Source organism: Nonomuraea sp. CA-143628 (assembly GCF_050942315.1).
Lineage (GTDB): Bacteria > Actinomycetota > Actinomycetes > Streptosporangiales > Streptosporangiaceae > Nonomuraea.
Genome location: NZ_CP192072.1, coordinates 6,752,756 through 6,776,010, shown reverse-complemented (window position 1 = coordinate 6,776,010; position 23,255 = coordinate 6,752,756). Strand labels below are relative to the sequence as shown.

Annotated in this window: 17 protein-coding genes; 6 read left to right on the top strand and 11 right to left on the bottom strand. The window is 67.4% G+C overall.

Annotated elements, in window-relative coordinates; translation table 11 throughout:
• Positions 1-97 precede the first annotated feature (97 nt).
• The 3 genes from ACQP2T_RS30970 to ACQP2T_RS30960 all read right to left on the bottom strand — a co-directional run bounded on the left by ACQP2T_RS30970 (position 98) and on the right by ACQP2T_RS30960 (position 2,811).
• Positions 98-790: a nucleotidyltransferase domain-containing protein gene (locus tag ACQP2T_RS30970; protein WP_433519582.1), complete on the bottom strand. Its 693-nt coding sequence runs from the start codon at positions 788-790 to the stop codon at positions 98-100.
• 531 nt (positions 791-1,321) lie between these two features.
• The gene (locus tag ACQP2T_RS30965; protein WP_433519581.1) at positions 1,322-1,666 is read right to left on the bottom strand and encodes a response regulator; all 345 of its coding nucleotides are present in this window, start codon (positions 1,664-1,666) and stop codon (positions 1,322-1,324) included.
• Positions 1,663-2,811, bottom strand: coding sequence for a sensor histidine kinase (locus ACQP2T_RS30960; RefSeq protein ID WP_433519580.1), 1,149 nt, complete (start codon positions 2,809-2,811; stop codon positions 1,663-1,665). The genes ACQP2T_RS30965 and ACQP2T_RS30960 overlap by 4 nt, the downstream gene beginning before the upstream one ends.
• A 132-nt stretch (positions 2,812-2,943) precedes the next feature.
• Here ACQP2T_RS30960 and ACQP2T_RS30955 point away from each other — a divergent pair, with 132 nt between their 5' ends.
• Both ACQP2T_RS30955 and ACQP2T_RS30950 read left to right on the top strand, forming a co-directional pair.
• A complete protein-coding gene (locus ACQP2T_RS30955; protein WP_433519579.1) occupies positions 2,944-3,669 on the top strand; it encodes a class I SAM-dependent methyltransferase in 726 nt (241 codons plus the stop codon).
• Positions 3,666-4,229: a DedA family protein gene (locus ACQP2T_RS30950; protein ID WP_433519578.1), complete on the top strand. Its 564-nt coding sequence runs from the start codon at positions 3,666-3,668 to the stop codon at positions 4,227-4,229. The genes ACQP2T_RS30955 and ACQP2T_RS30950 overlap by 4 nt, the downstream gene beginning before the upstream one ends.
• 346 nt (positions 4,230-4,575) lie before the next feature.
• Here the strand turns inward: ACQP2T_RS30950 and ACQP2T_RS30945 are convergent, their stop codons facing one another.
• A complete protein-coding gene (locus ACQP2T_RS30945) occupies positions 4,576-5,712 on the bottom strand; it encodes an MFS transporter (RefSeq protein ID WP_433519577.1) in 1,137 nt (378 codons plus the stop codon).
• Positions 5,713-6,730: 1,018 nt separating this feature from the next.
• Between ACQP2T_RS30945 and ACQP2T_RS30940 the strand changes: the two genes are divergently transcribed.
• Together ACQP2T_RS30940 and ACQP2T_RS30935 are read left to right on the top strand one after the other, a co-directional pair.
• Positions 6,731-8,161, top strand: coding sequence for a M28 family peptidase (locus tag ACQP2T_RS30940; protein ID WP_433519576.1), 1,431 nt, complete (start codon positions 6,731-6,733; stop codon positions 8,159-8,161).
• Between the two features lie 329 nt (positions 8,162-8,490).
• Positions 8,491-8,649: a hypothetical protein gene (locus ACQP2T_RS30935; protein WP_433519575.1), complete on the top strand. Its 159-nt coding sequence runs from the start codon at positions 8,491-8,493 to the stop codon at positions 8,647-8,649.
• Positions 8,650-8,717: 68 nt separating this feature from the next.
• Here ACQP2T_RS30935 and ACQP2T_RS30930 read toward each other — a convergent pair whose 3' ends face one another.
• From ACQP2T_RS30930 to ACQP2T_RS30905, 6 genes are all read right to left on the bottom strand, one after another.
• Positions 8,718-10,991, bottom strand: a complete 2,274-nt coding sequence (locus ACQP2T_RS30930) for a glycoside hydrolase family 3 N-terminal domain-containing protein (protein ID WP_433519574.1) — start codon at positions 10,989-10,991, stop codon at positions 8,718-8,720.
• Positions 10,992-11,060: 69 nt separating this feature from the next.
• The gene (locus ACQP2T_RS30925) at positions 11,061-13,358 is read right to left on the bottom strand and encodes a family 78 glycoside hydrolase catalytic domain (RefSeq protein WP_433519573.1); all 2,298 of its coding nucleotides are present in this window, start codon (positions 13,356-13,358) and stop codon (positions 11,061-11,063) included.
• Positions 13,355-16,120, bottom strand: a complete 2,766-nt coding sequence (locus ACQP2T_RS30920) for a glycosyl hydrolase (RefSeq protein WP_433519572.1) — start codon at positions 16,118-16,120, stop codon at positions 13,355-13,357. Before ACQP2T_RS30920 ends, ACQP2T_RS30925 begins: the two co-directional genes overlap by 4 nt.
• Positions 16,121-16,165: 45 nt before the next feature.
• On the bottom strand, positions 16,166-17,458 hold the full coding sequence (locus ACQP2T_RS30915; RefSeq protein ID WP_433519571.1) for an MFS transporter: 1,293 nt from the start codon (positions 17,456-17,458) through the stop codon (positions 16,166-16,168).
• A gap of 194 nt (positions 17,459-17,652) precedes the next feature.
• Positions 17,653-18,282 (bottom strand): TetR/AcrR family transcriptional regulator, encoded by a 630-nt coding sequence (locus tag ACQP2T_RS30910; protein WP_433519570.1) that lies wholly within the window; start codon positions 18,280-18,282, stop codon positions 17,653-17,655.
• A gap of 433 nt (positions 18,283-18,715) precedes the next feature.
• Positions 18,716-20,089, bottom strand: a complete 1,374-nt coding sequence (locus ACQP2T_RS30905; protein WP_433519569.1) for an MFS transporter — start codon at positions 20,087-20,089, stop codon at positions 18,716-18,718.
• 422 nt (positions 20,090-20,511) lie between these two features.
• Here ACQP2T_RS30905 and ACQP2T_RS30900 point away from each other — a divergent pair, with 422 nt between their 5' ends.
• Positions 20,512-20,796, top strand: coding sequence for an aldehyde dehydrogenase family protein (locus tag ACQP2T_RS30900; RefSeq protein ID WP_433519568.1), 285 nt, complete (start codon positions 20,512-20,514; stop codon positions 20,794-20,796).
• Positions 20,797-20,807: 11 nt separating this feature from the next.
• On the opposite strand, the gene ACQP2T_RS30895 is transcribed toward ACQP2T_RS30900, so the two are convergent.
• Positions 20,808-21,404 carry a TetR/AcrR family transcriptional regulator gene (locus ACQP2T_RS30895; RefSeq protein ID WP_433519567.1) on the bottom strand — a complete coding sequence of 199 codons (597 nt, stop codon included), beginning with the start codon at positions 21,402-21,404 and terminating at the stop codon, positions 20,808-20,810.
• A 154-nt stretch (positions 21,405-21,558) separates the two neighbouring features.
• Between ACQP2T_RS30895 and ACQP2T_RS30890 the strand changes: the two genes are divergently transcribed.
• Positions 21,559-23,229, top strand: a complete 1,671-nt coding sequence (locus ACQP2T_RS30890; RefSeq protein WP_433519566.1) for a CocE/NonD family hydrolase — start codon at positions 21,559-21,561, stop codon at positions 23,227-23,229.
• The last annotated feature ends 26 nt before the right edge of the window (positions 23,230-23,255 follow it).

Sequence of the window (23,255 nt, the reverse complement as noted above, 5' to 3'; positions counted from 1 at the left end):
TATCCGGGATGGTCACTGGTCTTGCCTTCTCATGTGAAGTGGCGGATTTCGCGGAACGGGACACCGGCTGCGGCCTTGCGCGCAGGATCCCGCGCTTTCACGACGCCCCGCCGGAATGCCGCACGTCATCTGGCCCATCAGGCCCATCGGTCGTGCGTGGCGCGTCTGACGCGTCAGACGCGTCAGACGCAAGGCGCGCGCGCCAGGGATGTGTGGTGTGCTCGGTCTCCAGCGCCTCGTCCAGCCAGCGCCGCTCCCCCTCGCTCAACAGCGGCAGGACCGCCTCGAAATCGACCTCGTCCTTCGGCCGCATGCCCCTGGACTTGTAGAGCAATTGCACCTCCGGAGCAATCCTCCGGAAACCATCCTGCTCGACGGTCAACCCGGCCAGCGGGCGGCGGATCCGAGGGTCACGCCGAAAGATCCACTCCTCGCCGTCAGCCTCGTCCAGCATGAGCTGGAACCGCCAGGGGCCATCCGGATGCTCGCGTATCCAGATGTCGTGCGCCTGCTCGGGCAGGACCTCGCCAAGAGCCCATGGCCGCAGCGTCTGGGGCACGACCGCGGCGTGTACGTCCCAGCCGTCCAGCAGCCGCCGCACCGCGAGTTGGTCCCGGCGCAGCAGCGCGATATCGACGTCCCCGTGCTCGCGGTACGCATGGCCCACGGCCAGCTCGATGGCGTAGCCGCCGGCCACCCACCATGGCGCCGCCAGCCCGCCCATCAGCGCAACGACCTCGCCAAGCGGCGCGGCCTCCCAGGGACCCCACGGTGTCTCGATCCTCATCATCGGCAAATCATGCGCTGTCACAGCCTCCGTCGTCAGCGCTCGTGGCGCTACTCCACACCAACGGCACGCCGGGCTCCACTCGGCGCGCGCGGCTTCCAGGGAGACCGGACATCACGCGGTCATCCTCTCCGCTTCGGATGCGAGCCCTGCACGGTTGCTACGTCCGCCCATCTCAGCCGTCACGCTCAGACTCTAGCATTTTTGATTTTCCAGAAATTCAAATTTAATAATTAAGATCTGTTGCGTCGCGACGGATCTTGGCAACTTGCGAGAAGGTAGAATTCCCGCAAGTTTCGACCGAGCTGGATCTCCGAGGGCGAGGAACCCAGGAACAGCCGTTGGCTGTGAGAATGATCCGGCTGGGACCCGCCACTTAAATTTCTTGGGCGTTCGTCACAGGGTTTCAGCGCATTGGTCACATGATTGCAGTGCTCAGATCGTGAAGAAATAGCTCATAAGGCTCGTTTCCGCCCTGCATGATCTTCGTGTCTGCGATCTCGCATCTGCCTGCGTTGGCCGTGATGCTGGCCCTCACCGCGGCGGTGCAGTGTCGGCAGACTGAATTTCGCCATGCGTAGCGCGAACGGGAAGCCTGCGTGTCGCCTGAGACCCGTGGTCGAGGTCGAAGGTGGTCAGGGTGATCACCTTCGGGGGATGGGGAAGGGCCCGCAGGCGCGTGGTGGCGGTGATGCCGTCCATACGGGGCATGCGCACATCGACCAGGGCCACGTCGATGCGGTGGGCAGTCGCCTTCTCGATGGCCTGCAGGCCATCGACGGCCTGGGCGATGACCTCGATGCCTTGGTCTCCGTCGAGGAGGTCGGTGAGGCCGAGACGGACCAAGGCGTCGTCGTCGACGCTCATGACGCGGATCACGTGCTGGCTCCGTTCTGACCGATTGCGGCGGGGTGAGGGATGCGGCCGACCAGCCGCCAGGCGCCCGCGCCAGCAGGGCCGGCCGTCAGGTGACCGCCCAGGGTGGTGACGCGTTCGCGTAGACCGACGATCCCGTATCCGGAGTCGACGGTGCTGGTGCTGGGAGTGCCGGGGGCGTTGGTGACCTCGACGAGCGTGGTCGGCGGCCCGTAGCCGATGCGTACGGTCACTTCGGCGCCGCCAGCGTGCTTGCGGGCGTTGGTCAGTGCTTCCTGGACGATGCGGTAGACGGCCAGGCGATGAGCGGTGGGAGCCTGTTCGGGCAGGCCGTCGACCGTCATGTGAACGCGCTCCCCGGCGGCGCGCGCCTCCTCCACCAACTCCCGTGCGTCTCTTATCGCAGGCGCGAGAGGAGAACCCGTGTCCGTGGCATCTGGGTCGTGGAGGGCGCCGAGGACATCGCGCAGATCGGCCAGGGCCTCGGTGGATGTGGTGCGCAGCAGGCCGAGGCGCTCGGTAACCGGTGCGGGCAGCGTGTCGCCCTTGGTGGCAAGGACGCCGGTGTGCAGCGCGATCAGGCTCAAACGGTGGGCCAGCACGTCATGCATCTCCGCGGCGATATGGGCTCGCTCCGCGGAGCGAGCCGCTTGTTCACGCAGCTCCGACTCGATCCGCAGGTGCTCAACCTGGGAGGCCAGCGCCTGGACCAGGCGCCGCCTGTTACCCAGCCACAGCCCACCGACCACGGCCAGCAGCGGCAGGAACAGAGAGGAGGCGTACCGCTCCGGCGCCCACAGCGAGGTTTCTGGGGGGCCGAGCAGGTTGGCGCTCAGCGCGAGGACGGTGCATCCCACCGCCGCTCGCGCGCGGCGGTGGGCGGCCAGGTCGTACAGAGCGACCGCCAGCAGTAGCTGCAGGAGCCATCCCCACCAGATCGTCGCCGCGGTGGCCAGGAGCGGCGCGACCTGCCAGGGCAGCCGACGCACGAGCAGGGCCGCCGCGCACACCAGGGCTGCGGCCGTCATGGGCGTCAGATAGTCACCGCCGTTGCCCGACGCGCCGTTCAGCACGGAGGCCAGGGTCAGTACGAACACCAGCCCCAGGCGTCCGTACGCGGCCCATCTGGGGCCATTTCTCCAGGTCACCCTGGCGATCCTATGCAGGCTGCCGAGTCCACCCATCCGACGATCTACTACGCTGACCCCCTACTTTCGTCGGGGAACGCCGTCGTATAACGGCGGATCCGAGGAAAGCGGCAGGTTTCTAGCGTCGAATCCATGAATGACCGCACCCCCACTTCCCACGATCGTGTCTCGGTGCAGCGGCATGCCGAAGGCTGGATGTTCCTCCTCGAAGCGGCCCGTGATCTGCGGACCACCGGCGCCATCGCCCCCAGCGGCAAGGCCCTGGCCCGAGTGCTGACCGATCCGGTACGGGCCCAGGCTCCTCGCCCGCTGGCAGTCCTGGAAGCGGGCGCCGGTACCGGCGCAGTCACCCGAGCTCTGATCCCCCAGTTGTCCCGAGGCAGCCATCTGGACATCGTCGAGGCCAACCCGCGCTTCGCCGCGCAACTGCGCCACCTCGTCGCCACGCATCCCCACCTGGCAGGCAAGCCCGCCCAGGTGGACGTGCATCAGACGTACGTCGAACACCTCGGCACCGACCAGCAGTACGACGTCATCGTCTCCGGCCTGCCGCTGACCAACTTCACTCCGCAGCAGGTCGAGCAGATCATGGCCCGGTACATGGAGATGCTGCATCCTGGCGGTGCCCTGACCTACTTCGCTTACCTCGGCACTCGCAAAGCCCGAGCCCTGCTGACCTCCCGGGCCGAAGCGCGCCGGCACGCCGCGGTGGACGAGGTCATGGCCGCCTACCAGCGTGCCTATGCCACTGGTCGCTGGACAGTGTGGGCCAACCTGCCCCCAGCCTACGTGTGGCGCCTGCAACGCCCCCTTGCCTCCCCACGTGACGAGCACCCCCGGACCGGAGCGGGGCAGTGAATGCGCTGTCCGGCATCCTCGATCATCTTCCCGCCGCTGCTGCCTACGCCGTGGTGGCTCTGGCCGTCCTAGCCGAGTCGATCCTTCTGATCGGCACCTTCGTCCCCACGTTCACTTTGCTGCTTACCGCCGGTGCGCTGGCCCGCACCGGCCACGTCAATCTTGCTTTCGTCATCGTGTTCGCGGCCGGTGCCGTGGTCGCGGGCGATTTCCTCGCCCACCGCACCGGAGGACTTCTGGGCGATCGGCTACGCGCAGGCCGCATAGGCCGTCGTATCCCCGGCGCCGCCTGGCAGCACGCCGAGACGCTGATGATCCGCCACGGCGGCCGAGCCATCTTCCTGGCCCGCTTTCTGCCGGTGATCCGCACACTGGCCCCTCACTTCGCGGGCGCCACCCGCATGCCGTATCGCCACATCGCTCCCTACAGCGTCACCGCCGCCTGCCTGTGGGCCACAGCCGAGGCCGGTGCGGGGTACGCCACCGCGACATCTCTCCAGCGAGTCCCTGCTCTCGCCGCAGCCGCCTTGATCGCAATCGGGGGGCGCTCCTGTGGGTGATGCAGCGCCACCAGACGGCCCGGCGCTGAAACACGTCCCATCGACGCCTCGCAAGAGGAGAACCATGCCCACCGATCACCGCCCCTTCGACAGGTAGTCAGTGAACATCCCATCCACCCTCATCCCTGGCGCTTCTGACATCACCCTGACCATCCACCGTCCCACTCTGGGCGCCGAGCCCATGCCGGTGCTGTACTGGATCCACGGCAACGACATGATCGCAACTGCCCAGCAGGTGGGGCCGCCCTTGCGTCGGTGGAACACCGGCCGGCACCCGAGAACCCAGTGGCGGACTGCCTTAACCATTCCTCGTTGAGGCCTGGGTCGCGGAGTCCAGTGGTTGCGCCTAGACCGTATCCACGGCGCGGATGGTGCGTACGAGCGGAACCGCTGCCAGCGCAGTGGCCAGGGCAATGACCAGGCCGAATGCTGGAGCGCCCAACGTGTCGAGGACCCAGCCGGCGGGGGCGGAGCCCAGGCCGCCGCCGATCGCCAGCGCTCCGCTGCAGGCTGCGACCCAGCGGCCGCTGCGGTCGACGGCCGCGGCCACGGCGAGTACCTGGACGAGCAGGCCCATGAAGCAGATTTGCCAGATGATCGCGGCTGCGGCATAGCTGGCTGCCCAAGGAACGGCGGCGATCACCAGCTTGGCGAGACCTCCCACCGTGATAAGAGCAGCTATGGCGGACAACCGCCCCATCTTGCGAGTCGCCAGGGCGCTCAGGCCCACGCCTGCCAGTGCCACGATGGCAGCGACCGACAGCACGATCGAGACGCTGCCGGCCGACATGCCCGCGAAGCGCTCTCCCAGGATTGCGCTGTAGGACCAGGCGCCCTGTTCAGTTGCCCCAAGTAAGGCCACGGCCAGCAGGAACAACACCGGGGTACGGGCATTCGAGGCTGGTCCGTGGTTGTGCTCAGCCGCGTCAGGAAGGGCACGGACCAGCCAGAACGCCGGTAGGCAGCAGGCGGCCAGGACCGCGAAGCCCGCAGCTCCACCCCATGCGTCATTGGCCAGAGGCAGCGCGATGATGAGCACCGCAATCACGATCGTGCCACCCAGCACGGTAACGGCCGAAGCCCGATCGGAGTCGTCCGTCGAGGCGATCGCCGCCACAGCGGCGGCATAGACCACGCCCAGGCCCCCGCCCGCGAGGACGTTGCCCAAGGTCAGGAGCGTAAGGTCCGGCGCGGCGAACGCCAGGCCGAAGCCCGCCACGGTGGCGATGAGCCCGAACCTGGCCATGCGCGCCCGTCCGGGGCGGCCTGCACGTGGCGCCAGGGCGAGCGCTGCCAGCGCCGTCGTGAGCAGTTGCACGGTGGCGACCATGCCCGAGGCGGTGTTGGACAGGTGGAACCGGTTGGCTATGCCCGGCAGCAGGACCGGCATCAGGTTGGATCCGAGGTTGCCTGCCGCAGCTCCCGTCACCAGGGCTGCGCCCACGCCGATGCCGATCGCTCCCGTGGGCGAGGTACGGCTCATCGATCGCACCTGCTCGGCGCGGAGATCGCGGGGAGATGGATGTTCACCTGCCGTGGACAGTGAACCGACATCAAGCCTCTTTTCTCGCTAGCGCCGGACATTTCGTCCGGACGGAATATCAGGCATCGATGCGCCTATGACGCGGCGGCTTCGCCAAGAGAGCAGGTGCCGCACATCAGCAAAGGCTGGATCGGCGCGCCAGCCGAGCGGGGCATCCCACTCGGCGACGTCGCGGGCCCCGCTCCGTCAGGTAGCGGCATTCGCGGCGATAGCGGCCACGTCGACCAGGTCCAGCGCCGCAAGAACGTGATCGAGGAGTGCGAGCCGGCGACCACTCGGCCGGATGTTCCACTGCGGACAGAACCACCCATGACTGTTATATATTTATTGTTATATAATGACCGTATCATAAAATCCACTCTGGGGCCCGTGAGGTCCGCAACCTGCTTCACGGCCGCCGGGGTACCGACCGTGAGACGTTCGCCGAACGGAGTGTTCTGTCATGTCATTCGTGCTGCCTTCGACAGTCGGTGCTGTGCAGCGCGACGCGGCCGCCGAGCGGAAGGCGGGACAGACTCTCGCTGGCAACCGACGTGTACCCGCTGAAGGAGCCCGACCGGACAGACATCGCCGAAACGCTGGAGTGGATCACCGGCCGCTTGGTAACGGCAGAGCTGCTCATCGCCTCCTACCACTGCTACGCCGTCTGGGCGGTAGTGGTGAGGTCTCCCATGCCCCGCGCGGCGGTCTGTCACGCCACAATGCCTGCACATGTCCTCCGCCGATCATCGAGCGACTGCGGCGCGCACACCTCTTCGCGTCGGCAGTGACAGCAGCTTCTGAATCAGCTGAGAGCTCTGAGATGCCCATGGCCGAAGCACGGAATGCAACCGCGCTCGGCAGGCGGCGCCTACCGCATACCTCGGCCGTCCGGATCGACCGCCGGACCCACCAGCCGTCGTTCTGATTGCGCCCATGAGCGCTGTCAAAGGGACGGCCCTCGAAAGGAATGACGCAAGTGACTATCCAGAACAGGGGCGTGCCATCCGATGACCCGCCGTACGCCGCGACCATGCCCGACAACGAGACGATCTTCTCGTGGGTCAAGGACCTCACGGTCTTCACCGGACGCGGCACGCAAACCGTCGATGACCACCGATCCGCTGACTACCTGCTCGACACATTCCGGACGTTCGGGCTCGCCGACGTCCAACAGCAGGAGACCGAGTCCCTTCATTGGCGTGCCACCAGGTCGCAGCTGATCATCGGCGCGACACCGATCTCACACTCCCCCGTGGTCTTCTCCCTCGACACCGGCAACGGTCCGTTCTCCACCGGACCCGACGGCCTCATCGCACCGATCGTCGACGTCGGCGACGGCCAGGAGGACGACTTCGCTCGCGCGGACGTCAACGGCAAGATCGTACTGTTCAACCTGCGGTTCATACTGTCCCGCAGCCTGCTCCTGGCCGCCGGCGAATTCTTCTACGACCCCCACGACAGCGTGGACCCCGCCGACCTGGACACCGCCAACCCCTACCTCAACAACTACGACGACGTCCTGGAACGAGCGATCGCGGCAGGCGCGGCCGGCTTCGTCGGCGTCCTGGCCGACTACTTCGACTCCCACGACATCCGCCCCGAATACACTCCTGGCATCACCATCCCCGGGCTCTGGGTGACCAAGGCCGCCGGAGCGCGAATCCGTGCCCTGACCGCATCCGGCGCCGGCACCGCAACCCTGCGCCTCGAAGGCGAGCGAGCCCCGACCCCCGCCCGGACCGTCATCGGCTACCTGCCCGGCCGAAGCAGCGACACCATCATGATCCAGTCACACCACGACTCCGCCTGGGATGGCGGCGTCGAGGACGCCTCAGGCACCGCCGAGGTCCTGGCCCTCGCCCGCTACTACAGCCAGATCCCGCAACAGCAGCGGCCCAAGACCCTCATGTTCGTCCTGATGGACAGCCACTGGACCGGCTACCAGGCCCACGCGAAGTTCGTCGATACCTTCATCACCGCCCCGGCCACCCCTCGCCGGATCGTCGCCAACGTCACCTTGGAGCACATCGCCAAGCAAGCCGAGATCGGCCCGAACGGGCAACTGCGGGTCTACGATCGCCCCGAGTACCGCGGCATCTTCGAGAACGTCAGCCCACCCCTCAAAACCGCGATCGAGAACGCCGTCACCACCCACGGCCTCCAGCGCACCCTCCGCCTGCCGACCGACAAACTATTCCCACTGATCGGAGAACTACCCACCGACGCCGACCACGTCTACCAGGCCGGCATCCCCACCATCAGCTTCATCAGCGGCCCCATCTACCTCTACGACAAAGCCGACACCCTCGACAAGGTCTACAAGCCTGACCTCGCGCCCGTCGCGCATGCATTCGCTGACATCATCGACCAATTGGCGGCAACGCCAAGCGACAAGATCCGGTCCTGAGTGACGGAGGCCATGGAAAGCTTTCCCCGGCCTCCGTCAGTCATCGGGGCTCCGATCTGTCACCCTTGCCGACGCGACGATCAACGGGCGGATTGCGCTGGCCGCGGCCGCCGACGTCGCCAAGGTCCTGGCCGCGATCTGCTCACGGCGGCCACGCAAGGACCTGCCGCTAGATCGGCTGCGCGACCAGGTGCTGTTCGAGACCGCCCACGTCTGCCGCACCTGCGCTTCCGAGGTGCGCGGTCTCTACGTGGAGGATCTACATCTGCGCCTGAACGACGAACACGTCCGCATCCGCGACAACGGCGGCAGCGTGCGCATCCGTCCTATTGGACGACTGCGGCTACGTCGCCCTGCTCAAGCCCTACCTGGCCCGCGCCGACTACACCGCCGGGCCGCTGTTGCGGGCCAGCATCGACGGCTGCGGCGGACCACTGCCCTACGCCCGCTCACCATCGGCGGCTCGCCCAGCGCGGTACCGAGGATGATCTTCATCCGCTTCGTCACGGTTCTTCTCCTTCCATCGATGGTGTCGATGGCTCAGCCCTGACATGGCTCATGGGCCCACCTCCAGCGTGCTCGACAGCTCCGCCGCCGAGCTGCCACCGACCCACACGTCCACAATCGTGGGGTCCTGGACGGTCTCACCGTCTGCGGCGCTCCAGTACCGCAGCTCGTCGGGCCCGAGTTCGAAGGTCACCGTGCGGGTCTGGCCGCCTGCGAGCGGGACCCGCTGGAAGCCCTTGAGCTCGCGGGTGGGGCGCGTAGACCTGCCGTGCCGCTGATGGGTGTAGAGCTGGACGACCTCGTCGGCGTCACGATCCGATGTGTTCGTGACCTCGACGGTGACGAGCGCGGTCTCCCCGACGGTGATCGAGGGACGGTCGATACGAAGGTTCGAGTATTCGAACTCGGCGTAGGACAGCCCGTGACCGAAGGGGTAGAGCGGGGTGCTCTCCTCGTCGAAGTATCGCGTGCCTTGGTCCTCCGGCGCGAAGGTGCGGTTGTGAGCGTAGATCATCGGCACCTGCCCGACATGCCGGGGCCACGTGAAGGGCAGTCGAGCGGCCGGCGAGGTGTCGCCGAACAAGATCGAGGCGACAGCTTCACCCCCGCGAGTGCCGGGATGCCACGCCTGGAGGATTGCGAGCGCCGACGTGTCGGCGATCCGCAGGTCCACGGGGCGTCCCGTCATGAGGACAAGCACAACGGGTGTTCCCGTGGCGGCGATCCGTCGAAGCTGCTCGACTTGTCGACCGGGAAGGTCGAGGGTGGAGACAGACGACTTCTCACCGATCTGATTCTGTCGCTGCCCTGCGACGACGATCGCCACGTCCGCTGCGGTGGCCAGGGCGACAGCATGCTCGATCTCGAGATCGTCGTCGTGGTCGTCGGGCGTCCGCTCGACGACCACGTCCATCTGGTCGAACATGGAGGGGAATCTCCGCTCCATGATTCCCGCACCCGGCGCGTGTTCCACCTGCACGTCCGCGCCGACGCGGCGCCGGATGCCGTCGAGGACGGTAATCGTCTCCTCCAGGTCGTAGTCGAAGACCCAGGGGCCGAGGGTGTCGCGCCTGCTGTCGGCTAGCTGTCCGATCACGGCGATGTTCGAGATGGAGTCCGCCGCAAGCGGGAGCGTGCCGGCGTTGTTCTTGAGAAGCACGATGGTCTGCTCCGCGACCTGCCGCGCGAGCTCGCGATGCTCAGGGGCTGCGAGAGCGGCGTCCGCCGAGGCGGGGTCGGCGAACGGCGTCTCGAACAGCCCTAGATCGAACTTGGCGGTCAGCACGCGTGCCACGGCGGCGTCGAGCGCGTCCTCCGATACCAGGCCTTCGGCCACGGCGTGTGGGAGGCGGTTGAACGCGGGGTCGGTCGTGCACATCTCCATGTCCAGGCCCGCGTTGATCGCGTGAACGCTGGCGTCGGTGAGATCTCGTGCGAAGTGCTGCGTGACCATGCTTCGTACGGCGTTCGCGTCGGAGACGACGAACCCGTCGAAGCCAAGCCGGTCGCGGAGGATATCCGTCAGCAGGGCTCGGTTGCCGGATGCGGGGAGTCCGTTGAGGTCCATGTATGCGCTCATCACGTTCTTAGCGCCGGCCTCGATCGCCGCCTGGAAGGGTGGCAGGTACACGTTCCACAGTTCGTTGTCGGATACCTCGGCGTCGTCGTAGTCTCTGCCTCCGCGCGCGGCGCCATAGCCGAGGAAGTGCTTGGGCCCTGCGACTACCCGATCCGGTCCCAAGTCGCCCTGGAAGCCTCGGACCTGGGCAGCGGCAGCGGCCGCCCCCAGCGTGGGGTCCTCACCGGCGCCTTCCACGATGCGACCCCATCGCGGATCTCGAGCGATGTCCACCATGGGCGCGAAGGTCCAATGGATGCCCACGGATCGCGCTTCGCGTGCGGCGACGCTCTGCGCCTGTTCCAGGAGCTCGGGCGACCATGAGGCGGCCATCGCGATCGGCGTGGGGAAGATCGTGCGCAGGCCGTGGATCACGTCGAACCCAAAGATCATCGGGATCCCGAGGCGGCTCTCCTCGACGGCGATGCGCTGCAGCCGGTTCGTCGTCTCGGCGTCCTTCGCGAAGAGGGCGGATCCCGCGCGTCCGGCGCGGATCGCGTCCTCGACCATCTTCGGAAGCTCAAGGTATGCCTGCTGCTCCGAGGGAAGCGATGCGATGTCGACGCCCGGGGGCGTGACGGCCATGCTGAAGTAGAAGTACTGCGTCAGCTGCCCCGCTTTCTCTTCCACGGTCATGCGCGATAGGAGGTCGGCGACGCGCTCCCCGGCCGGGAGCGAGGGGTCGCGGTAGGGAAGGTCTGTCATTCGTCTCTTTCTTCGTCGATGGCGCTCGGACGGAGCGGGAACTGCTCGCCCGGGCAGGTTCAGTGGGCGTCAGACTGGCTCCTGGAAGAGGTGGCGTCCTCCACTGACGGAATGGACGGCACCGCTGGGAAGGCGGATCAGAGTCGGCACTTCGGGCGTCTCTGCTTCGAGAGCGAACTGATCGCCCTCGATGTGCCAGCGGACGGTGACGACTCCGTGAGGGGTGTGGTGCGAGGCGGTCGCCCATGTCACGCCCGGGGGGACGAGGGGAGAGATCTCGATCTCCGCGTATCCGGGCTGTGCCGGGCGGATCCCCGCCACGTACTCGTGCAGGAAAGAGATCACCGCTCCCTTCGAGTAGTGATTCAGAGAGCCGTGAGCCGCGCCGTCGGCATCGACTCCGCCCCACTCCTCCCACACTGTCGTGGCGCCACGTTCGAGCATGGTCATCCAGCTCGGCTCCTCGCTCTGGAGGAGAATCGCGAAGGCGAGGTCGGCCCGGCCGATGTCGGCGAGAACGGGCAGGAGCATCCCGGTGGACAGGAACCCGGTCGACAGGCGGTTCCCGTTCTCGCGGATCAGCGCGATGAGTTTGTCCGCGGACGCGGGTAGGAGGTTCTCGGGAATGAGCCCGAAGGTGATCGCGCGCACGTAGTTGGCCTGAGAGGGATGCCTCAGCGTGCCGTCGTCGCCGATGAACTCTTTCCGCCAGGCATCGCGCACGGCGGAGGCGAGCGTCTTCAGTTCGTCTGCGTCGTGATGCTCGCCGAGGATGTCTGCCGCCTGCGCGACGATGTCCGCCGATCTCGCGAAGTAGGCGGTCGCCACGATCCCCTGGTCTTCGGTGGGATCGAACTGCCCGCCAGGCTCGAGCCATTCTCCCCACTGCCATCCGGTGTCCCAGACATAGGCGTCGTGCGGTCGAGGCGCCGGGTGCGCCTCCTCGCGGGAGGGGTGGCGTCGGGTGGCCGCCTGGGCCTGCACATAGCCGATCCATCTGCGCATCATCGGATAGGTGCGTCGCAGGATGTCGATGTCACCGTACTGGCGGTACAGCTCCCAGGGCACGATCGTGGCGGCATCCCCCCAGCCGGCCGCGCCGTCCTGCCGGAGCGGGCTGTCGTCGGGGACCGGCAGGGCCCCGCAGTTCGGGGAGACGTTGGTGATCCGCCCGTCCGCATTCTGGTCGTCGGCGAGGGATTGCAGCCATTTCTGGCCGAATCCGCGAAGATCGTCGAGATAGGCCGCGCTGCGGATGAAGATCTGGAAGTCGCCGGTGTACCCCCACCGCTCACGCTGGGGGCAGTCGGTGGGGATGTCGCAGCTGTTCGATCTCCAGCTCGCGACCGTGATCGCGTGCAGCGAGTTCAGGCGTTCGTCGCTGCACGCGAAGCTGCCGATGTGGGTCATATCGGTGCGCACCTGCACCGCGGTGATGTCGATCTGCTCAGCCTCGGGGAGGCCGTCGATCGCGACATAGCGAAACCCGTGGGTGGTGTGGCGAGGCTCGAACACGTCGCCGGGCTCGCCCCGGGAGATCACCACGTCCTTCTGCCCGGCGGGGAAGGTCTGCCATTGCGGGATCGCGAACTCGAGGTTGTGCTGGCTGACGTCACCGGCGGGGCCGAGCGCCTCCCCGTGGACGAGCACGAGTTCCGTGCCGGCCCGGCCGAGTGTCGACAGCCTGGTCCAGCCGTTGAGGTTTTGCCCGAAGTCGACGATCACCCGACCGCTGGGGAGCCGGTCGATCGAGACCGGACGATACTCCTCCGTCCTCCTGGCTGGCGGAGCGGGTGACCACTGCAACCGTCCGTGCTCCTGGGTGAGCGGGTCGCGGGACACCTCTGCCGGCTCCCACTGCTCAAGCCCGATCCGCCTGTGGTCGGTGGTCTGGCCGTCCATGAGGTCGGCGGCCGTGATGTGGCTGACCGCGGCGCCCCACGTGGCATCGGTGGTGACCGCCGGGGCGTCGTCGACGGTCAGCGCACCCACCACGGCGATCTGATCCCCGAAGTTGTCGGCGATCCGGAACGGTCCGCAGCGTCCGCGATACCATCCGTCGCTGACGAGGAACCTGAGCTCATTAGTACCTTCACGCAGGTAGGGGCGCAGGTCGTATCGCTGGACGTGGAGTGTCCTGCGGTAGTTCGTGAATCCCGGCGCCAGTTCCTCGTCGCCGACGCGGGTGCCGTTCACGAACGCCTCGTAGAGGCCGTGGGCCGTGGCGTAGAGGGTGGCGTCCGCGACGGGGCTGGTCAGGTCGAAGAAGCGGCGGAACCAGTACGCTGGCCTCGTCCCAGGCTCCCCGGCATCCGTCGGGATCGTGATCCACTGCGCTTCCCGCAGCAGCTCGGGTGCGGTCTTCATCGAGGCCTCTCTTCTGTCGCGGCGGCGTCAGGGCTCGCCCAGGATCTGAGCACGACAGGTCCTTCCAGGCCGTGCGGAGCCGTCACGTCGCCCGCCGCCGGATGGCCACCGTGAGCGACGACGGCGTTGATGAGCGCGGTGCGCACCTCGATTTCAATCGACGTCGCGGGCTCCGGCCGCTCCCCGATGGTCACGGCCACGCCGGACGTGTACACGGTCGCGACGGTGTGCCCGGCGACCCTGACCGTCGCGGAGCCGGCGAGTCCCCCGAGATCAAGGGTGTACGTGCCGTTGGGAAGGGAGTCGGGGAGTATCGCCCGGTAGCGTCCCACTCCCGACACGCCCTCGAGTCCCGGCACCGTCCGCCAGTCGGCGGGCCCCTGGGAGTCCAGAGCGATACGGCGGACGCCGGTCGGCTCCTCCGCCTCGACGTCCAGCGTCCACCCTGTCAACGGGATCACCCGGCCTTTCCCGTGCGGCGCGGGAGCGGGGCTGCTCACCGTCTGCGACCGGCGGTCGAGCTCCAGGACGCGCAGCCCGAGAGCCGGGAGCGACAGCTCGACGGCGGTGCGGCCGTCGGTCGAGTGGCAGGCGAGGGGGGCGACGAGTCCCGTGTCCAGGTCCAGCTCAGTCACGACGCCGAGGCCTTCCAGCCCCAGACGCACTTCCTGCGGCCGGTCGTACGGGTTGTAGACCAGGATGTAGTCGCGGCCATCGCCTTCGCGCCACTGGGTGAGTACCCCGCCCCCGTCGGCACGCTCGGTGTGGGCACGGGGCAGGAGCCCGAGCCGCTTCAGCGCCGCGGGGGCCTCGTCCGCGGCACCGACCGACACGACGGACGCACACACACGCAGCGCGTCGACTGCGCGCCGCACGCGCTCGTTCCCCTCCTCACGAGCGGAGAACCCGACGTCCCCCGCCGGAGCCTCTCCCACGAAGATCACGTGAAGCCCGTTCGCGGCGGCGCGCACCACCGCCTCGATCGCTGCCGGGTCGATCCGGCGCTCGTCGATGATGAGCGCCCGGTAGCCGGGACCGTCCGGATAGAGCGTCCCGTCGGACTCGATCGCCTCCGTGTCGGCGAGGCCTACCGGATCGATGAACTGCACGGTGTAACCGGCCCGCTCCAGCGCCTCGCTGTCGGCGAGCATGCGCGGTGCCGTGAGGTCGTCGTCGGGCAGACCGCGCGCTGCCGTTGTCAAGAAGCCATCGCGGTAGACGGCCACGTCGGTGCGGGGGATGCCGGTCTCCAGCACGACTGTTCCACGGGCCCAGTAATCGGTGAGCGGCGCCCAGTGCGCCCATTCGGGGTAATGCCGGTCGTTCCAGCTCTCGGTGACGAAGTCGAAGAAGCGCGACCGCGTAGGCCAGGGCGCGTCCGCGTCCTGGCTCGCGAACCCGTGGACGAAGGGTCGGGTGATCCCGGCCGCCCACTCCTTGTCGAGCATCTGACGCAGGTCACCGAGGGTCTGCCGGTACGCGGCGGCGAACTGGGCGCCGAGCTCCGTGCTAATCCTGGTGGTACCGCCTTGGTGCGCTCCGCCGACGACGCAGCGCTGCCAGTCGAGCGCGAACCGCCAGGTCGGGTGATCGCGGTGGACGGCTGCGCGATCGCCCGAGTTCAACGACTCTCCCTCCGCGTGTCCGCCCAGGCGCACGAGCTCGCGATTGCTGCGGATGGGCTCGAGGTTCTGCCCGTATGCCGCCTGCGACTTGTGCCGCATGCCGAGCGAGCGCGCCCAGTCTTGGAAGACCGCGAGGTGTTCATCGACGTAGAGGTCGGTGAGCAGCCGGTAGTAGTCCTTGCGGACGCGTCCACCATTGCAGGTGTCGAACTCGAAGTCCGGTGTCGGCTCCTCGTTGGGGGTCCAGTATCGGCACATGCCGTGCGCGAACAGGGCCGGAAGGAACCGCGTCGGGTCGTAGCCGTGCCGGTCGCGGAACCGCTCGACCAGCGTCTCCGCCCAGAACAGGGACTCCGCGTTGAGCTCCAGAGAGTCCTCGAAGAGGTCTGTGCCCACGCCCTTCAGCATCGCGAGATTGTCCTGTCCCAGCTGATGCTCCTGGAGGTACTGCGCCGCCGCTCGCGCCGCACCCGCGTCGATGAAGCTCGTCACTCCCTGGGCCGTGTCGCGGACCCAGAACGCGAACACCGCCCACTCCCCCTCAGGAACCGCCCAGTCCAGCTCGCCATCGACCACGCGGCCCGTCACGTCGCGCAGCGAATCCTCGGCGAGTATCGTGGCGCGATCTCCGCTGCGAAGCTCCCGGCGCGGCCCCAAGAACGTCGCGACGTCGACGAACGCGGGGGGATGCCCGCGCTCCACGACGCGACCCACGGTTACCGCCAGCAGTCGCGCGCCACGGCTCAGCTCGTCCTCATCGATGGGTGACGGAATCGCGATGCGACCCGCGTGGTCGTGCCCGACGTAGACGACGCCGTACTGGAGCTCCAGCGCCGCATGCTCGGTGCCGGCCGCGGTGTTCGGCGTCCGCAGGGGCCATTCCGCGCCGAGGGTGACCGCGACGCCGATCCCGCGCAGCGACGCCAGGTCCAGGACGCGTCTCAGCGCTGCGCGCTGATCCGGGGTCGCCCAGAGCTGCGGGGAGAACGCGATCTCCACCTCTCCGAAACCCGCATCGGCGATCGCCTGGAGCTCTCTCTCCAGCTCTGCCGGATCGGTTCCGGCCTGCCACCACCAGCGCATGCCGGGACGGTCGCTTGCGGTCGGCGACCGGAACAGATCGCGGTCAAGCGTCATACGCGGATCGACGCCGGGTCGCGAAACACTAGCGCTCCCCATCGTTCAGCCCTGCGCCCGACGCGCGTCGTCAGCGGCCGCGCTGGGCGCGGAGACACCCGCTTCGACTTCGCTCTCGAGGATGTCTCGCTGTTTTCCACGGAATTCGAAGAAGGCGAACGCGAGCCCCGCGAACGTGACCGCGGCCAGACCGGTGTACAGGACCCGCGGCCCGGCCTCGATCGCGAGCGGGGTCACAGAGGCCAGGGCCGCCGCGAGGATGCGCGCGAAGAACAGGATCGACCCCTGGGCCGTGGTGCGAAGGAGGGTCGGGAACGACTCCTGGGTCCACACCTTCATGATGCCCTCGAAGGCGAAAGCCCCGCCGAATCCGGCCAGGAAAGCGCCGACGAACAGCAGCGGCAGCGAGAACCCGAACAGCGCGGGCAGTGCGTACTGAGCGACCATCGCGATACCGCCGATTAGGAAGTACATGAAGCGGTGCCGGGTGTCAACGATGCGCATGAACCAGTAGGTGAAGGCGAACCCGAGGGGGAGGAAGATCAGCCCGATGATGCTCGTCAGGCTGACGTCGATCCCGATGACGTTCACCGCGATGTAGGTGCCGAACTGCCCGCTCGTGTTCGCGCCCAGGTTCACGAGGGCGTAGAACAGCAGCAGCGCGATGAACGGCCTCACGAACGGGCTGCGGAGCAGATCCCGGACGCGGGCGCGCTCCGGTGTTGAGGCGGCAGAGCCCGGGGAACCGGTGACGCGGGCAGCCAACCAGACCGGGGACTCGGGGATCGTCAGGCGCAGCAGCAGCGTGATGACCGCTATCACCAGCACCTGGCCGTAGAGGATCTGACCGCCGAGATGCCCCCAGTTGCCGACGATGGCGGCGATCAGGATCGACGTGGCGATCCCTCCGAGCCAGAGCTGCCCGGAGAAGGCGATCAACTTGCCCCGCTTCTCGTCCGGGGCATGCTCGGCGATCGTGGCCAGCGAGACAGGCAGGTCTCCACCCGTACCCAGCCCGACCAGCGTCGTCCCAACCAGGAGCAGCTCGAACCCGCCACCAAACACCTGAAGCGCGGAACCGACCACGATCATCACCATCGTCATGGTGAACACGCGGCGCCGCCCGTGCTGGTCGCCCAGACGGCCACCGAGGAGCGCGCCGAGGGCAATCCCTACGGTGAGTGCCGCGGCCAGAATCCCGATCTGACTGGCGCCGAGCCCCAGCGCGTGCTGATAGATCACTAGCGCCGTTCCGGAACTGACGATCGCCGCCGCATCGATGAACGACGCGAGGCCGCAAACGACTGCAACCCACCAGGGGTTCGGTGCCTTGTTCACAGCATTGTGTGCCACGGAATTGCCTTTTCGTCTTCGAAACTCGAACCAGACTCGAGATTCGGGCCGACGGTACTCCCACCGCCAGCTAGGCGCAAGGGTGTACATCCTGGGCAAGGCGTATCTGACGAAAGCAGCAGATACGCTGGCGGCCCAACACGGTAATGGGTGAGGTGATCTGCCGAGCGCGCGGAGCGTCAGAGTTCGGAAACGAGGCGATCGAGCGTGGCCTGCGCCTGCAGGATGTGCTCGCCGGCGAGCTCACGGAAGGAGTCCGCCACGGCTTCAGCGAGGTCGAAGTTCCGATCAACCAGCCAGCGTGCCTGCAGCCCGTCCCAGACCGCCGCCATACGGAACGCGAATCGCTCGGGGTCGACCTGAGGATGCGCCAAGCCGATGGCCTGCCTAGCCCTGAGCGTCGCTGCGAGCTGCGAGTGAGCGAGGCTGTGGTGATACCTGATGAACTCATGGGCGGGGTGATCGGGATCCGACGCCCGCGACTGCAGTTCCAGGAAGAGCCTCATGCGCTGCGGTTCTTCCATGTCCCTCGCGACTGTGGCCCGGAGGGTTTCCGCCGGATCATCAATCATTTCCTGCGGGACGGGATCACCAAGCTCGATCTGCTCGGCGCTGGCCATAGCCGCGACCAGAAGGTGGTCCCTCGTCGGGAAGTAGTACATCAGCGTTGATTCGGGCACGCGAGCGCGCTCAGAGACGTCGGCGATGCTCACGCGATCGTGTCCGCGCTCCACGACAAGGGCGAGGGCGGCGTCCGCGATTTCGGCACGCCGGGCTCTCCCCTTGGCGTAGGAACCGCGACGAGCCATGGAAGCAAACCTACATGAAGCGCGCTCCTGTACGCGCCGAGGCGCAGCTCAATCGTCGCATCAATCTAGAGTCGAGCACAACTTTGAGCACACCAAGGCGGTTCTCTTCGAGACCGGCGGTCGTCCTGACCACGACGACAGCTGAGAGCTTGTTGGCCAGTGCTGCGCCGCCCTGCAGGGCGGCCTGTCGTCGGCGTGGTGGCCTACCGGGGGAAGGCCACCACGCCGACGGACGCCGGGCCTGCTCCAGAGAGCCCGTCGAGCTCGAACCGCCGCCACTCAGGAGCACCAGCAGGAGGAGCATGAGCAACAGCGCGCCGCCGCCCGCTGCCACAGTGGACCCGCTGATCCGACGCTCGTGGGGGGATGAAGCTTCCGTTCCGACAATGGCCATGCGCATGCGTGGTTGCCCAGACGGTGTTAGCCGGTGACCTCAGACGGTGCGAACGCAGGCGCACTGGCAGGCCGCGAGTGTGCCCTCCGCAGCCTCCGCGACTTCCCGGGTGGCGACTTCGGTCCTGGTGGAGGCAACCGCCGCCGCGGCGCGGCCTGCGGCCTCGGCCTTCCTGACGCGAGGCTGGACGGCCGTTGCCGTACGCCCTCCGACCTCGACCTTCTCGTCGTGCGGCCAGACCACCAGTGCCGTGACAGCTCCGATTACCGCCAGGCCCGCCAGCACGGCCCAGGTGATCGTGAAGCCGGCCTGCGTGGCGACCCAGCCGGCGATGGGATACGTGACCAGCCAGGCCAGGTGGGACAGCGAGAACTGGGCGGCGAAGACCTCGGGGATTCCGGTGGGATCGACCGCCCGACGAAGCACCCGCCCGGTCGGCGTGATGATCAGCGCCATCCCGCCGCCGATCGCCACCCAGATCACCACGGTCGGCAGTGATGCGGCGACGCTCGCCGCGGACATCGTGACCGCCGCGCCGACCGCGAATACCAGCACGGCGGCGCCGATCAGCATCACGAACCGGTCCGCCACCCGGTCCAGGACGCGCGGGAGGACGAGGGCCACCAGCAGCGTCCCCGTTCCGGACGCGGCGAGCACCCAGGCCACGTCGGATTGGGCTCCGCCGAGAACGTCGCGGACGTAGTTCACGGTGTTGACGACCACGATGGAGCCGACGGCGGCGACCACGAGGTTCAGCGCCATGACGCCGCGCAGACTCGGGGTGGCCGCGAACGTGCGGATCCCCGCCACGGCCCGGTCCCAGGCGTTCGTGTGCGAACTGGGGCGTGCGTTGGGGATGCGCGTGGACAGGACCAGCAGCGCGGACACGGCGAACCCGACGGAGGTGCCGATGAACAGCAGGTTGAACGACATGAAGGTGAGCGCCACAGCCGAGAGCACGGGGCTCAACAGGCTCTCCATGGTGTAGGCCACCTGCGAGGCGGACAAAGCGCGGGTGTAGTCGGCCTCCTTGGTCACGATGTCGGGGATGACGGCCTGAAACGTCGGGGTGAATGCCGCTGAGGCGGTCTGGAGAACCCCGATCAGGACGTAGATGTGCCACACCTCGGTGACGAACAGCAGCGCGATCACCACCAGAGCGCGCACCACGTCGAGGATCGTGAGAAACCACCGTCTGGGCAGCCGATCGACGTACGCGGCCGCGAGCGGTGCGACGACCACGTACGCGACCATCTTGATCGTCAGCGCGGTGGCGAGAACCGCACCGGCACGCGGACCTGCGAGCTCGTACGCGAGCAGCCCCAGCGCGACGGTAGCCAAACCAGTGCCGAACAACGCGATGACTTGAGCGCTGAACAGCCGCCGGTAGTCGCGAATCGCGAACAATCCCATGTCCGTCTCCTCCCGGGCAAGCATCGAGCTCATATACCCCTTAGGGGTATTCACTTGGCAGTGTTCTATACGAGGCAGGGGTATATGTCAACGTGCGGATTCGAGCTCGCCAAGCTGGACGACGGCACCCACTTCAAGAGCTCCGCCCCTGCTCGTTCACCACTTCCAGGTAACGGAGCGGACCCCGCCAACTCGTCAGCCGTGGTGCCGAAGGCTTTGAGGACCAGGGGGCGAGGCATTGCGCCGCAGGCGCGCTCGGCGAGTTCGTTGGCGCTGGCGCTGCAGATGGGACTGCCTGCGTCGATCACGGCGAAGAAGATCCCGGGAGCGTTGTCCGCTCGCCGATACTTTCTCGACGTCGCCAGGAACGACCCGCTCAGCGAGGTCCGGCGGGCGCCGTGCTCAAGGAGGCGGTCGGCGCCGTGGCCTCCATCGCACCGTGGAACCGCCCGTTCAACATGGCCGTCACGAAGATCGTCCCTGCGCTGATCACCGGACGCAGCGTCGTCTACACGCCCGCGCCGGATATCTCCGGCGAGCCGCTGTTCGCCCACCGAAACCCGTCCGCACCCTGGCCGGGCCACCGCGGTCCGCGCCGTCGACCTGCCCGGCGTCGCCGCCTTCCAGGAGGCACTCACGCCGGCTCCCCCTCCAGCAGCTGGAACGGGCGGACCGGCGTCTGGCTACTGTTGCTGCGCATCACCTGAGGCGCAGTAGTTCAGTCCTTCGAGGGCGAATTCGCCAGGCCTAGCAGTTCGAGCAGCCCGTCTACGACCGCCATCTGCCGCTCCGCGGACCACGAATCCGGATGTTCGACGACCGACAGCACCACTCCGTTGGTGGTCACGCGCAACAGCTCGACCGTCCGCTCGACCTCCTCGGCGGGCACAAGGTCTGTCAGATGGCTACGGAGGTAGCCGCGGATCTTTCCGTCCCATGCCTCGAACGTGGCGCGGTTCTCGCCGCCGAGTATCTGCCCGGACAGCAGGTTGATCCGGGCTTGCTCGTTGGCCAGGCCGATCTCCGTCGTGGGCACGAGCCAGGTCAGCAGGTTGCGCAGCCGCCCCAGAGGGTCGTTCGCCTGTGAGTCGAGCTCCTTGATCTCGTCGTCCCACTTGCGAAGCGACTGCGCCGTCACCTCGTCGATCAGATCTTTCAAGGTCGGAAAGTAGTGGGTGACCAAGGTCGTCGAGCCGCCCATGTAGTTCGCCACCGCGCGGAACGAGAGCCCTCGGGTGCCTCGCTCCGCGAGCACGGCCACCGTGGCCGCGACGATCTCCCGGCGACGCTGGTCGTGATCGACGTGGCGCGGCACTAATAGCTCCTCAACGATGGCCATCGGTCACGCGATCACCGTTCCCCTCGGGCCGCGCCTGTCGAAGCGTAGCCGATGCCCAGGTCGAGCAACGCCTTCCCATTACATAACGATCGTTGTATAAATGGCGAAATATTATTGCGGAAGGCAGCCGATGAGCTTCAAGATCCTCGAAACCATGACGCCGGAGCCCATGTCAGGGCAGGCCACCGAGCACCTGGTCCGGACAAGGGACGGCGTCCAGCTCGCAACCGATGTCTACTTGCCCGACGACGCGATCACCCACTCGGCGATTTTGGTCCGCACCCCCTACGACAAGTCCAGCCGTTACACCGCGTTAAAGTACGAGGCCGAGTACTTCCGATCGCGCGGCTTCGTGTTCGTCGCCCAAGACGTTCGCGGCAAGTTCCGCTCGACGGGTGAGACCGTGCCCTATGCCTTCGACGTCGCCGACGGCTACGACGCGGTCGAGTGGATCACCCAGCAGCCCTGGTCGAACGGCCGAGTCGGCGTCGCCGGTGCGTCCTACTACGGCTTCACCGCCTGGGCGGCGGTGGCGAGCGGCCACCCGGCCATCAAGGCGGCGATCCCCCAGGTCACCGGGATCGACATGGGGGCCACTCATGTCGGGTCCCAGTGGCTGCACGAGATACCGTCCCTCGCCGGGCTCAACGACCTCCTGCAGATCTGGACCGACAACAACGGCTACCTGGCCGAGATCGACTGGAGTGCCGGCTCGGTCGAGAGCATCATCGAGCAGGCGCGAGAGCAGATCGGCGAGTGCGTCAGCGCTCTGGAGAAGCTCGCTCGCGCAGGCACCGAGGAGTGGTATAACCCGTACGGGCAGCGGCACCCGTACCACACCACGACAGTGCCGATCCTGCACTGGCAGAACTGGTACGACCCCGGCCTGGCCCCGGCCGGGCTACGCGACTGGCGGCACTTTCGCTCGCTCGGCGGGTTGCGCAACCTGCACTACCTGCGCGTCGGCTCGGCCGACCACGCGGGCTACAAGCTGGAGGACGTCGGCGCCGGTGACGAGCGTAATCCGTACCTCAACGAGACGGCGCTCGCGGAGAAGATCGAGGCCGAGTGCGGTGAGATGGCTGGCTTCTTCGACGAGCACCTCGACGGCGTCGCCCCTGCCGAGCCCCGGCCCCACGCGCGATGGCACGTGGGACATGTGGGCTGGCAGTCCTCGACCGAATATCCGCCGCCGGGCCGGCCGGTGACGTTCCACCTGACGACGTCGACGCAGCAGGTCCACGGCTTGGGCCCCGAGGCGGAGGAGGACACCGAGATGCTGGGCTGGACGCACGACCCGGCCAATCCCGTTCCTTCGAGCGTCGACATCGAGGCCATCTGGTACCTGCTGGCGGCCTACCCCGACGAGCGCGAACTCGCCAAGCGCGCCGACGTCCTAACCTTCCGGACGGACCCCCTGGCCGAGCACCTGGACTTCGCCGGCCAGCCCATCTTCACCGCGCGCATCACCTTCTCCGCCCCCTCCACACACGTCTTCGCCAAGCTGCAGGACGTGTATCCGGACGGCACCACCCATCCCATCTCCTGGGGCCGTACCGTCCTGTCCGAACTCTCCGGGCCGGACCTGACGCTGACCATGGACGACAACGCCTACCGGCTGCAGGAGGGGCACTGCCTGCAGTTGCAGATTCAGTCCAGCGACTTCCCGCACTACGCCGTGCACCCGGGCACCGGCGAGAACCCCTGGCTGACGACCGACACAGTGAAAAGCCGGCAGACGATCGGCATCGGGGGCGCCACCGGAGCCCGGCTGGTGCTCCCGGCCATCACCCTCGCCTGAAGGCGGGTCCCGTACAGGCACCCCAC

Excerpts from the sequence above, each read along its gene's own strand:
- ACQP2T_RS30970 (WP_433519582.1), bottom strand. The coding sequence starts at position 790 with ATGATGAGGATCGAGACACCGTGGGGTCCCTGGGAGGCCGCGCCGCTT.
- ACQP2T_RS30955 (WP_433519579.1), top strand. The coding sequence starts at position 2,944 with ATGAATGACCGCACCCCCACTTCCCACGATCGTGTCTCGGTGCAGCGG.
- ACQP2T_RS30945 (WP_433519577.1), bottom strand. The coding sequence starts at position 5,712 with ATGAGCCGTACCTCGCCCACGGGAGCGATCGGCATCGGCGTGGGCGCA.
- ACQP2T_RS30930 (WP_433519574.1), bottom strand. The coding sequence starts at position 10,991 with ATGACAGACCTTCCCTACCGCGACCCCTCGCTCCCGGCCGGGGAGCGC.
- ACQP2T_RS30925 (WP_433519573.1), bottom strand. The coding sequence starts at position 13,358 with ATGAAGACCGCACCCGAGCTGCTGCGGGAAGCGCAGTGGATCACGATC.
- ACQP2T_RS30920 (WP_433519572.1), bottom strand. The coding sequence starts at position 16,120 with ATGACGCTTGACCGCGATCTGTTCCGGTCGCCGACCGCAAGCGACCGT.
- ACQP2T_RS30910 (WP_433519570.1), bottom strand. The coding sequence starts at position 18,282 with ATGGCTCGTCGCGGTTCCTACGCCAAGGGGAGAGCCCGGCGTGCCGAA.
- ACQP2T_RS30905 (WP_433519569.1), bottom strand. The coding sequence starts at position 20,089 with ATGGGATTGTTCGCGATTCGCGACTACCGGCGGCTGTTCAGCGCTCAA.
- ACQP2T_RS30890 (WP_433519566.1), top strand. The coding sequence starts at position 21,559 with ATGAGCTTCAAGATCCTCGAAACCATGACGCCGGAGCCCATGTCAGGG.